Source organism: Thiocapsa roseopersicina (assembly GCF_900106925.1).
In the GTDB taxonomy this organism is placed as follows: Bacteria; Pseudomonadota; Gammaproteobacteria; order Chromatiales; family Chromatiaceae; genus Thiocapsa; species Thiocapsa roseopersicina.
In genome coordinates, this window is the sequence record NZ_FNNZ01000007.1 from 176,636 (window position 1) to 189,132 (window position 12,497).

The 12,497-nt window shown below is 60.0% G+C and carries 8 protein-coding genes; 1 reads left to right on the forward strand and 7 read right to left on the reverse strand.

All coding sequences use genetic code 11. The features are described from left to right. Positions 1-26 precede the first annotated feature (26 nt). Positions 27-2,513: an autotransporter domain-containing protein gene (locus tag BLV04_RS09835; RefSeq protein ID WP_093030707.1), complete on the forward strand. Its 2,487-nt coding sequence runs from the start codon at positions 27-29 to the stop codon at positions 2,511-2,513. A gap of 30 nt (positions 2,514-2,543) precedes the next feature. Here BLV04_RS09835 and BLV04_RS09840 read toward each other — a convergent pair whose 3' ends face one another. The 7 genes from BLV04_RS09840 to BLV04_RS09870 all read right to left on the reverse strand — a co-directional run bounded on the left by BLV04_RS09840 (position 2,544) and on the right by BLV04_RS09870 (position 12,473). Next, entirely contained in the window at positions 2,544-3,272 is a 729-nt protein-coding gene (locus BLV04_RS09840) for an alpha/beta fold hydrolase (protein WP_139191899.1), read from the reverse strand. A 142-nt stretch (positions 3,273-3,414) separates the two neighbouring features. Then, positions 3,415-4,833 carry a transglycosylase SLT domain-containing protein gene (locus BLV04_RS09845; protein WP_175534572.1) on the reverse strand — a complete coding sequence of 473 codons (1,419 nt, stop codon included), beginning with the start codon at positions 4,831-4,833 and terminating at the stop codon, positions 3,415-3,417. Positions 4,834-5,017: 184 nt separating this feature from the next. Further along, a complete protein-coding gene (locus tag BLV04_RS09850) occupies positions 5,018-5,434 on the reverse strand; it encodes a PAAR-like domain-containing protein (protein ID WP_093030716.1) in 417 nt (138 codons plus the stop codon). 11 nt (positions 5,435-5,445) lie between these two features. Next, a complete protein-coding gene (locus BLV04_RS09855; protein WP_093030719.1) occupies positions 5,446-5,994 on the reverse strand; it encodes a DUF3540 domain-containing protein in 549 nt (182 codons plus the stop codon). Then, entirely contained in the window at positions 5,991-7,934 is a 1,944-nt protein-coding gene (locus BLV04_RS09860; protein WP_093030722.1) for a pentapeptide repeat-containing protein, read from the reverse strand. The genes BLV04_RS09855 and BLV04_RS09860 overlap by 4 nt, the downstream gene beginning before the upstream one ends. Beyond that, positions 7,924-10,194, reverse strand: a complete 2,271-nt coding sequence (locus tag BLV04_RS09865; protein WP_093030725.1) for a DUF2169 family type VI secretion system accessory protein — start codon at positions 10,192-10,194, stop codon at positions 7,924-7,926. Before BLV04_RS09865 ends, BLV04_RS09860 begins: the two co-directional genes overlap by 11 nt. Positions 10,195-10,223: 29 nt before the next feature. Beyond that, positions 10,224-12,473: a type VI secretion system Vgr family protein gene (locus BLV04_RS09870; protein WP_093030728.1), complete on the reverse strand. Its 2,250-nt coding sequence runs from the start codon at positions 12,471-12,473 to the stop codon at positions 10,224-10,226. Positions 12,474-12,497: the final 24 nt, after the last annotated feature.

Genomic DNA, 12,497 nt, shown 5'->3' on the forward strand with positions numbered 1-12,497 from the left:
GTTCGTTATAAGAGGGGGCAAACGTCATGTCGACGTGGAACAACGCGCGCTCGGATTCAGAACAACCAGGGCGGAAGAAGGGCTCAGACGCCTCGACCGTGATCGGCGCTCGACGGTCTGCCGTCGCGCGCTGGCTGCTCGCGGGCCTCGTGCTGCTCGCGGGATCCATGCCGCTCTCGCAAGCCACCGCGGCGCCCGCGACAACGATCACCGCGGATCCTGCCGGCATTCAGGAAGGCGGAGCGCCCGGGGCTTTCATCATCCAGGTCACGGACCCGGATTTTCCCTGTTTCCTGAACACGTCCACTGTCGAGGTCTCCGTCGCCTTCGGGGGCAGCGCAATACCCGACGTCGATTATCTCGCGACCGGCGCACCCGGCAACCTCGTCTCGGTTCCGATGACCCTGGACACGCAGGACTGCGAATTCGGAAAGGCATCCGGGACGGCTTCGGTCAGGATCGATCCGCTCGCCGACGATCTCGCCGAAGGAGACGAGACGGTCGTCCTCGGCAGCTCGACCTGTCGGATCCCGGGTTTCGACGTTCCGCCGAGCGACTGTGTCGCGTCCGCGACCATGACCATCCTGGATGCCACCATGATCGCAAGCATCGTGGCGAGTGACCCGACCGCGTCGAAGGAGCCGCTCGATCCCGGCGAGTTTCTCGTCAGCCTGTCGAGTCCTGCAGGCGAAGGAGGCGTCACGGTCACCTACAGCCTTGGCAGCAGCGCCACTGCCGGGGTCGATTTCGAACCGCTGTCCGGCGCACTCGTGATCCCTGCCGGACAGACCAGCGCCAGCATCAGCGTCACCCCGATATCCGGAGAGCCGGGCAGTCCCGACACCGATCTGACGGTCACCCTCCAGCCCGGGCAGGGCTATGTCGTCGGCACGCCGGCATCGGCAACGCTCTCAATTACCGGTCGGACGGCATTGCCTCTCGCGTTGACCGTCGTCTCGGGCAACGATCAGCTCGTCACCTCGCAGCAGCCGCTGGCGCCATTCATCGTCCGCGCGACCAATACGCTCGGAGCGGTGTCCGGTTTGGCTGTGCTCTGGGAGGTCGTACAGGGTGACGGCAGCCTCTCGACAACCCAGTCGACCACGAACGCATCGGGGGAGGCCAGCGCCGTGCTGACCCCCGGCAACGAAACGCAATATGCCGTGCGCGCCACCTTGAGCGCACAGGGTGGAACGGTCTCGACCACATTCAACGCGATCGCCTCGTCGCCGCTCGCGGATCTGCCCGGACTGAGCCCCGGTCAACGCTCGGTGGCGGGCGCTCTCGATTCCCTCTGCCCCGCCCTGAACACGCTCGGACAGCGCAGCGCACTCTCGGCAGGCGAGCAGGACCTGCTCAATCAGTGCAGAACCCTCATCGCCAACTCGGGGACGAACCTGGGTGCCGTCGCTCAGGGCATCGTCGCCTTGACCCCCGAGCAAGCCAGTGCACCACGCAAGCTCGTCACCCAGATCTCATCCGTCCAGGTCGACAATCTGACCGAGCGGCTTTCGGCCCTGCGAAGCGGCGCGCGCGGGATCAGTCTGCGCGGACTCACGGTCGGGATCGGCGAGCAGACCATTCAAGGCGGGTTGTTGGCGAGCGCCATCGATCGGGGCATCGAATCCGGAGGAGGCGCGAGTGCCGACGAGGCGTGGCCGTTCGAGCGTCTGGGCATCTTCATCACCGGAGATGTCCAATGGGGCTCCAAAGACAAGACGACCAACGAGGACGGCTTCGAGTTCGACACCCTGGGATTGACCGCGGGCGCGGATTATCGCTTCACGGACGGATTGATCCTGGGCGCGGCAATGGGGTTTGCGAGCACCGAGGTCGACATCGATGCCGCAGGCGGCAGTCTCGACGGCGATAGCTGGAGCCTGTCGCTCTACGGCACCTACTATCCCACCGATCATTTCTATCTCGAGGGATCGGCCACTTACGGGTGGGACAGCTACGATCAAGACCGCAATATCGCCTATAGCCTCTTGGGCAACACCAGACAGGCCAAGGCGAATTTCGACGGCGACCAATATACCCTTCTGTTCGGAGCCGGATATGACCTGATCCGCGGCGGCAGTATCATCGACATGTATGGCCGCCTGCGCTACACGAGTGCTTCGCTCGACGACTATCGCGAGCAAGGCGCAAACGGACTCGACCTCGTCATCGCGGGACAGGACGCCACCTCATTGTCGAGCATCCTGGGCGCTCAGCTTTCTCGCTCGATCAGTACCAGTAAAGCCGTGCTCATCCCGCAAGGCTGGATCGAGTGGGAGCACGAGTTCGAGCAGGGCGACGACGAGGTGCAAGGGTATTTCGCGAACGACCCGAACCGGTTTGGATTTGCCTTGCCCACGGATGCGCTGGACACCGATCTCATCCGTCTCGGCGTCGGCCTCGGCGCCCAATTCGGACAGGGACGTATCGCCTTCGTGAGCTTCCAGACCTCGCTCGGCATGGAGAATTACAGTGAGCACAACGTGACCGCGGGGGTTCGGATGGAGTTCTGACCCGCGCCTGTTCGGCTTCGCTCCCCTCGCCTATCGAGGCGAGGGCTGGAGAGTCTCTCCGATGATTTTCGGCCACTGCTCGATCCAGCAACAGCGGTGGTCGAAACCCGGGATGCTCTTGAAGGTCGCGTCGGGATTGACCGCACGGAACCGCTCGATGGTCCAGGGAGGGACCTGACGATCGCGATCTCCGAACAGATGGATCTGCCGGATTCGCGGGTCGAGAGGCCCTTGCCGGGTCGGATTCAGCGATCCAGCCAACCGATTGTAGCCGTGGTGGTCCGCCCAGGCATCGATATCCAGATTGGCCGCGACCGTGATCACGCGCTCGACACCCTCGAACCGCTCCGCGATCAGCATGGTGAGGACGCCGCCTCCGCTGTAGCCGATCAAGGTGATCGGCGGTCGCTCCGACGGCGGCAAGGCGTGCTCGATGGCCGACACCATGCTCTCAACCACCTCCGAGCCATAACGGTCATGTGTCCAGAGCTCGGGGCGGCAGCCTTCGGCGTAAGCAAACCCCTGATAACAGGGTCTCCCGACATACACCACGGGCGCCGGATCTCGCACCATGAGTTTCAGCGCAAGCGGATTGCTCGGCGTCGGGTCGATCGAGACCCGATGACGCGTCTCCCAAGGCCGGCCATCGCCCTCGAGATAAACGTGGATCCCCGCCGGGTGATCGGCGCCCGCCGGTAATGCCGGTCGCCGAAAGATCAGATGATCGAACCCGCGCCCCGATACCACCTCGCGGGTCAAACCATGCGAATCCGCAAGCGCGTCGGCAGATTGACCCGGATCGGTCGCGCAACTCCACAAGAAAAGACTCGACACCAGGACAGATCCGGCCCAAGCACACCGCATCCCTTGCCGCATCATCCGGCGCACATCCGGGTGCACATCAGGGTGCCAACGGATTCTCGAAATCGAATCCGAACAACGCAGGGTTCTCGCCGATCACAGCCGCGGCGACGATGTAGAAGACATAGTCGTAGGTCTCCTTCGGGATCTTATGCTGGCGCAGCAGTTGCCAGAAGTTGCGCTCACGGGGATTCGCCGGCATCTGCCGCACCCGTTTGATGATGTTGCCCTCTCCCCAGTTGTAGGAGGCCATGACCAACAGGCCCGAGGCTTGGGCATCTGTCCGATAGATGTCCTTCAGATACTTGGCGGCGGCCTGGGTCGACTTGACGAAATCGTGCCGCTGATCTGCGGGGTCGTACTCGCCGAGATGTTGCAGCGGCCCGGGTTGCAGCCCGTATCGCTTGCCCGTGTCGGGAATGAACTGCCACATCCCCTTAGCGCGACCGTAGCGGGTCGGCGGACCGACGATCCGGGGCTGAAAATTGCTCTCCTGCAGCGCCAGATAGATGAACTGCGGCGGCAGACCTTGCTCGGTCAGGGCGCGCTGAATGGTCGGAGCGTACCCGTTCTCGTTGAGGCGGCGAATCGCCCGGACGAGTCGCGGCGAGGATTGCCATTTGCGGATGTAGGACTTCACCTCCGCGGTAAAGTCATCGGGAACATCCACCTCGGTCTCGCCGAAGACACGGGCGATATGCAGGATGAGCTTGTCCTCGCTATTCAACGGCACCGGCCTAGCCGCCTGGACCTTCTCGACGAAGGCGTCGTAGCGCTCGCGCATCGCCGCAAGCCGACGCTTCGACTCAGCAACCTGCGCCTTCAGCTCGGCGGAAGCCTCCTCGCCGATGCTGACCTCCAGATTGACGACCTGGAGCTCCAACTCCTTCATGTCGTAAAAGATGTCGTTTGCCAGACGAGCTGTCTGCTGCAGTTGCTGATGCTGAAACCAGGCGAAGCCGCCGACTGCGACCAGAAGTAGAACGACCGCCCCGATGAGCCCGACATAGACTGCACGCTGCCGGCGCCGCAAATCCCGGAACGCCTTGCGCACCATCAGGGTGTGCTCGCCGGCCACGCCCGGTGGGTCATCCTGGAAGTAATGTTTGGCGATCTGCTCCAACGACCCGGACCCCCGCTCCGCCGGCTGCACCCTGGGCAGGATCAACTTGATGCGCGGCCCCCCGGGACCGAGCGCCAATGTCGTGGTTCCTTCAAGCGGGATTTTGTCGATCGCACGACCATCGATCAGCGTGCCGTTGCTGCTTCCCAGATCACGGGCCCACCAGCGTCCCGCCTCGGGAAAAATCGCCAGATGATGACGACTCACCTCCGAATGCAGGATGCGCAGCCCGCAATCATCACCACGACCAATGAGGACCGCTTGGTTGTAATGGCACCGACAGGGGATACCTCGCGCATCCGGATACTCGACCTCGATCGGGGGAAGAGAAGGCATCGAGACCCTCCCGCGAGGAACGAAAACGGTTTCATCGTTGGCCGGCATCTGCAGTGATCGCGACTCGGCTTGAGCTGGTTGCGGAACGGCGAGATTCCGGAGCTAGCTTCCGGGCCAAACCCAACCAGACGCGGAAACCAAACCGCGACGCGCGTTCGCAAGGACCGGTAAGTGCGAAATCGGACTAAGGCATCACCGTCACCTTCGTTTGGCTTGGGGCAATCTGCGCACCCACTGTATTATCGGGAGTTCCGTTCATACCGGTCATCGATCCGAGATAACAGACCTTCTTTCCCTCCGCTTTTACTCGGGAGCTACCCGTCTTAAAGGTGCATTTTCCTTTAATCTTATTCGAAACAACACCGCCGCCCGCGGAGCCAGGCTCGTCTCCTGTCGACAGGCTGATCTTGGTGCCGACAACCACCGTCTTTTTGTTGAGTATCTTGACCTTCTTCGAGGCAGATGAACCCTGAACTTGGGTGTTCTGAGCAATATTCGGATAGGGCATCGGCACTGGTCCCCCGGGGGTCGGAGTCTTGCAGACATCCGTCGGCCCGGTCGTCGCGCAACTACCGCCACCGTTTGTAGATGCCTGCATCATCTCCCGCGCCCCTATCCCAGGTGAATTTTCCGCCCGTCCAGCTTGACCTCATCCTGTGCACGCTGCACGATTCGATCGGCGCGAACCCGGAAATCGCGATCGACCGTTGTCCGTATCCATCCTGCACGTAGGTCGAATGCATCCTTAATGGTTCGCGCGGCATACTCGAACGTTTCTTGAATGCTTTTGGCAATGACGGACATTGCGTCTGTATGGATCACTAGACGGGGGCTGCGCAGGCGCATTCCTTTCGCTGCAACGAGATCGATCCGCCCTCTTGGCGCGCTCAGCTTAAGATCACCGGGTACGGACAAGACCGTGTCTCCGTTGCCCGAAAGCACACCGATCACGTACCAGGATCCATTCTGCGCGATTGCAAGAACCGTATCTCCGATCCGGGCGCGGTACGGGTATCCAAGCGCAAGTTGCGCCCACTCGCACTGCTCGGTGACAGCAATCTTCAGCTTGGCGGGGGTGACGGCAACAACCCGACCCGGCCCAAGATAAAGCGAATGGTCTGCCTCCATCGGGTGAAACGCGGCGTTTGATGTTTGCATCATGGGCTCCCGAGCTCTCTAAGTGGTGGCTGCCACGTCTCGGCGAACAAGCGAGCTTCGTCCGTGCGCCCGACACCATCCAGTTTCACCTCATCCCAAGATGCACCTGCCGCCGCAAATGCATGCAGATTGCTCCCCGAGAGATCGCAGTCTCGAAACTGCGCCCCCGCAGCTGTCGCATACGAAAAGTCGGCGTATCGCAGATCGACATCCCGGAAAGTCGTTCCCGAGAGCCGCGATTTTCCAAACAGGGTCTCGGTTAAGCTGCATCCTTCCAAGATGGCTCCATCGAGAATCGCTTGCTCAAAACAGGATTGGGAAAAATTCGATCGCCTGAGCGCCGCGCCGCTCAGGGCGGCGGATGTGAAGTCCGAAGACGCGCCCTGAACATCCGACAGCTGCGCACCGTTCAAAGAGGCTGCCGTGAAATCGCAGCCTTGGAGCGTGGATCTGTCCAAGACGGCGTTCTCGAGGTTCGCACCGGATAAGTCGGCATCCGTAAAATCGCAGTCCGAAAGGTCCTTTCCGGGCAAGGCGACTCCCGTCATGTCGCACGCGAGGAACTGGGTCTTGCGGATGATCGCTTGCTCGATAGCCACCCCTTCGAAATCGGTTCTGAGAAACCGCGTCTCGGTGAAATTGGCCCCACGCAGGCAAGCCCCGGAGAAGTCGGCTGCGACGAGGTCGGAATTGGAAAAATCGGCACCGTCGAGAACGGCATCGCTGTAGTCCGGCCCTTCGTCTTGATGGCTTGCACGGAGATCAGCTTCCGTTAACCTGGATCCCGAAAAGCTAGCGCCGGTCAAGGTTGCGTGATCGAAGCGCGATTTGCTCAGGTCACAGTCGAGAAAGTGGCAATCGGTCAGGTCCTGCGCCGAGAAGACGGCCCCGACGAGCGAAACATCGCGCAGGCGCGACCCGCGGATGTCCGCCGCCTGCAATTGGACCGAAGCGATTCGCGCCCCGCCCAGGTCCGCGCCGCGCAGCGCGCAATCGCGAAACCGAGCGTTATCGAAGCAGCATCGGGTCAACGTGGCTCGATTCGCTGCGACATCCGCCATGATGGCGGCGGTGAAATCCGCGTCGGCACCCGAACCATCAGAGAGATCTGCTCCTGTCAAGTCGGCTTTCGTAAACCGCGCATCCGAAAAGCGGGCGCTCCTGAATACGCAGTTCCTTAGCGTTGAACCCTCGAAACATGCTTCGCCGAGAAATGACCCGCTGAAATCGGTGCCCGAGAGATCGAGTCTCGTGAAATCGCACCGTGAGAAGTCGAGATTCGATACCTTCTTGGGAAAACTCGCCACTCCGACGAAGCTACCATCCATCCAGGAAGCACCATCAACCAACGCGTCCCCGAGAAACGCTCCGTTAAAGATGCATTCCTGGAATTCAGTTGATCCGAGGCGACTATTGCGGAAAACCGACATCGTCAGGTCTGCAGACAAGACTGCACCAGTGAGATCGGAGTCGGTGAAATCGCAACCCGAGAGATCGCATTCGGTCAACCACGCATCCACCAGCACACAATTGGTCAATACCGCGCCGGTGAGGTTACCCCCGACGAGTGCAAGGCCCTTTAGACAGGAGCTATCCCAGCGCGACCCGGGTAGGACGCAGTCCGACACGACAGCGTCCGTGAGATTCGTAGACCCGAAATCGCCATATTCTCCGATGCAGCCCGACAAAACCGCCCCAATGAAGCTCGCACCGTCAAAGCGTGCCCCATCGACTTTTGCTCCCTGTATGACGGCATCGTCGAATCGTGAATGGCTTAGATCCGACCCCGACAAATCGATCTCCGAAAGAAGGGCCCCTCGGAAGTCGCTGCCTTGGAGGTCCATTCCGCTTAGGTCCAATCGGAACAGCTCGCGCTCCGAGGCAAGCAAGCCATTCGGCAGCATTGCCCGCAGCTCATCGAGCGACAATGGCTCACCCTTCATAGGCTTGCTCCAATACCGTCCCTTTCAGGTTGGCGCCACTGAGCATCACGCCGTCCAATCGTGTGTCGGCGAACGAAACCTCGTACAAATTCGCCCCCTCGAGACAGGCCCCTCCAAGATCGGAGCGTTCGAACGTTGCGCGCAAAAGGTTCGCGCAACGCATGCGCGCACCCCGAAGAAACGCATCATCAAAGGCAGCTGACTCCAGACGAGCTGCATCAAATACGGTGCCCTGCAGATGCCCACCGTCGAATCGCGCATCGCTCAAGACGGCACGCGTGAAATTTGCACCGTCTGCGCTTGAGTCGTCCCATATGGAGCCAGGCGCCCAGAGGTCGGTAAAGCGCCCGTTGGAGAAATCCGATCCATCGCCGGCATGCAGCCCTTGCGCGCGTGCCTGTACCAGAATGATGCCCTCTGCCTGGACCTCTTCCAGTTGCGCGGCCTCAAGGTCGGCTCCGGAGAAATCGGCCCCGAGCATGATGCTTGCCGTGAAGTCGGCCCGACTCAACCGAGCCCCTCGAAAAAGCGCTCCCGTCAGGTTCGATCTGGAGAAATCCGTCCCGACCGCTGTACATCCGGAAAAGTCGATCGCACTGAGATCGAGCTGCGAGAGCGTTGCGTGATCCAAGGCTGTTCTACGGAACGTCGCGCCGGCGAGAGTTGCTTTGGTGAAATCGGAGTCGACCAACGAGGCCCCGTCCAGATTCGCGTCGCCAAGGTCCGCGCCCGACAAGGTCGCGTTGCTTAGGTTCGCCGACGTCAACCGCGCGCGGCACAAGCGGACCCTTCGCAACACCGCGCCACTCAAGTCCATCTCGGCAAGGTCGAGACCTGATAGGTCCAACCCGGACAGGTCCTTCCCGGCGAGACTGACTCCCAGTTTCCTCGCTGCTGCCACATCGGCGGATGACAGGGCGGTTCCCTCCGCCATCTCGGCCTCCATAGCCTCCATTTCCCGCTCCGCCTGTTCCGTCTCCGCAATGAAATGCTCCATCTCCTCCGCAATTGCAGGATCATGGACGGCGACTTCCGCCCGAAACCGAGCGTGATCGAAATCGGGTATCGAATGAGCAACCGAGACGCCCGCCTCGACAAAAGCCATCAGCGCCCTTTGGTGCTCGGCATCCCAATCGGCCTCGATACGCGCAAACTCCTCTTCCGCCTCATGCGCCTCTTCCTCCATCCGGGCAATCTCTTCTCGCCAGGGATCCGGCGGAGCGGAAGGCAACTCGATCTCGGGCTCCGCGCCGCGCAAGAGCTGCGCCAGGCGCACACGATACTGCTCGTGCGGTACGATAGGGACAGCCATCTCCTCGGCGGCGATCAAGACGTGCTCGATCTCCCGGAGTTTCACGGACCGCGTCGAGGCGAGCCCTCTCCACACCAAGTTCATCTTCTCGGCCTGCATATCGATCTGAAGCGTGTCCAGATTCAGCTGTAACTCGTCGAGTTCAAGCGCGCCCGCAGCGCTTCGACGATTCACGAACAATCGCATGCGAAGCCCCGGCAAGCGACTCGTGTAGTGTGCATGAATTGGATGCAGGTTTGTGAGCGAAAGCGATTCATCGCCGCGTAGATAGCCATTGACTTGCTGGTCTTCAGGTGCCGCATTGAAGAACGCCCAATCAAGGTTTTCGGGGTACGACACTCGATCGACTCCGGGCGCGCGTAGACCCCATGTTCCAAACTTTAGGCTCCGTGGCACCCACGACTCGGAAAGAGGTCCAAAGCCAGCCGGGCGCGGTCTCTGGTGTCGTCGTTCGACCAGTTCGCCGGGATACTCGACATTCGGAAGTTCGTCGGAAACCAAACCCTTGCCCACGGGGTTCGGCCGATGACCGGGTCCCCCGTAGGCATTCTCGTATATCAGCGGAATACTGAGGAACGCATCAGGGTCCATTTTCGACCAGCGTCGAGGTCCAATGACAAGCAAGGTTTTTGAGATGTCGCCGACGCAAAGAGTCGTGTCACAGACGGTCACCGCGCGACCCTCGGGCGCATAGGCGACCCCGGAAAGCAGAATATCGGCCCGATGTTTGAAAGGAACAAAGTCTGAAGCGTAGCGCGGGCTCTGCGCGTCCTCGCCCTCGTAGCCGACTTCCCCGATCAGGGTATCCGGCTCTTCCAAAGCCAAGACCGCCTCCCCGTTTCGTAGTAGGAATGTCCCCTTGACGATGAACGACGTCTGATACGTGAACGCATCTTTCTTCCAAACGGTCCAACCAAACGAAACCGGCGTGTCGCAAAAAACATGCATAGGACTCTCCGACTCACCGAGAACCACGTTTATTTGATCACAAGGGTTCCGTCCTTTACATTCATCTTCGCGTTGATCTTGGCATTGGATGCCTTGACCTTCCAATCGTCGGCCTTGCACATCATCGTCTCATACTCTTCGAACGCCTCGGTCGCACTAATCTTGTGTACGCCCCCCTTGAAATCCATGTCCCCGCCGGCGTCCAGATAAATATCCTGTGCCTTCGTATATGCCTTTCCCTCGCATTCGGTTCTCCACGTGGCCATCTTCTGGGCAACAACGCCTTTGACGCTGTAATAGGCCTTGCCGAGGTTGTGTATGAGGAAAGGCGCCTTGTCGGCTTGCTTACTCTTGCCCAATTTCATCTCCGTACCCCAGTGGCCTTTGACCACGCTTCCCTTGACGTACTCGGATTTCCGCCCGCCGATGACCTTGTTCTCCCAACCGAATATGGCTTCGCCCTTGTGCGGACTGATAAGCTTCGTTACCGAGCCCAAAATGGTCTTATGCTGTGCTCCAACGAAGACCTCCGTCACATCGGCACCGACCTTGATCTTCGTGCTGCCGACGATATCCGCCTCCCAGTTACCCTGAAACCGTTCAATGAGATCGCTCAGACTGCTCGCTTCGATACTCTTGCCCAAGACAATTTTCGATTCATGGGACGGGGAATGAATAGTGATGGTTCCGGCAACGGCATCCAGGATGACTTCATTGCCGTACTTATCCCTAAGCTCGATTTTCTCGTTCCCGCTCGAACCGTCCATCAGGAGCTCGTTACCGCAGGATTGCTGAGTATGAATGAACTGCTTGCCCTCAGTGCCTTCCATGATTGTCTCGTTGCCTCCGTGATCCCGCCAGACACTCTGCGTCTGGTGCTCGGGCAGTTTCTCGGGCGGCATGTTGTCCTGGTTGTAGACACGCCCGGTGACAATAGGCTGATCCGGGTCTCCTTCCAGAAAATTGATCAGCACTTCCTGGCCGATGTGCGGCATATACGTCCCGCCCCAGGTCTTCCCTGCCCAGTTCTGGGAGACGCGCACCCAACAGGAGCTGTTCTCGTTCGATACGCTATAGCGGTCCCAGTGAAACTGAACCTTTACACGACCGTACTTATCTGTCCAAATGCGTTCGCCTTCCTTGCCGACCACCGTTGCAGTCTGAATCCCTTGAACGACCGGCTTCGCGGTTACCCGCGCCGGGCGAAACGGGGTTTGCGCATCGATTGCGGTGATTCGGCATTGAACGATAGGATCCTCGGGCATTTCGGCCGCGGAACCAAACGGATCTGACCTCAACACGTAGTCCGTCGACAGGATCAGATATTCCCGATTTTGGTCTTCCCTCCGGTACCCCGTCAGCGTGAAGAGGGCCCCGGATGCCAATCCTCGGACGTTCCCCCCTGCATTGACTCCTTCATAGTCGACCTGTAGCTCTTCAAGGCGGATCCGCGCATAGTTTTCCCCGTCGGCGTTCGACCTGTAGCTTCCCGGGAAGTCATAACGCTCGAGATCTGCAAAGGCATGATCCTTCGGACTGGCACGTTTGGCCAGAAGGTTCTTCTTCGGCGCGGTGAAGTCGTAGTCCGTGTGGGCAAAAGCGCCTGCGCACACGGTGCTGACGATCGCCCAATCACTCAGATGCTCCCGCTCGCGCAGTGACGTTTCGTCCGGCGGGAAATACGGAATCTCCTCGTAACCCTCAACGACCTTGTGAGCACTGTAGCTGTCGGCCAGGACCAGCGTGTGTTTGCCGTCTTCATGCCTGAAGTAGTAGTAGATACCCTCCTGCTCCATCAACCGAGTGACAAAGTCCAGGCAGGTCTCTCGGTACTGCACACAATAGTTCCAGGTTCGATAGGATCCGGAGAGGTGCTCCTCGAAGTCTGTGAATCCATGCTCGCGGAAGATACCTTTGATGATGTCGGGAACCGCCTGTTCCTGAAAGATTCTGCAATCGGAGGTTCGGGAGAGAAGCCACAGCCAAGGGACGAGGGTCGCGCGGTAAAGCCCATTCGCGCCATCGAAACCAACGTGAGAAAAACGGCTGATATGGCCGTTGAAAAAGCGCTTTCCGCCGCGAGGCAGGCGTAAACTGATAGTCGCTGTCTTCCCGAGTAGGTCACCGGGAAGAATATCGACATCTTCGCTGACCAGATCCAGTTCATAGGCGAATGGAGCACCGAGACGCTCCGCACCCGTCACACCACGAAGCAGCAGCACGTCCTCGCCGAGTGGCGTGCTCACCGAAATAGCGCGATGGCTTTGACTCAGAGGCATTGCAGAATCTCGATTGAAGTGTTA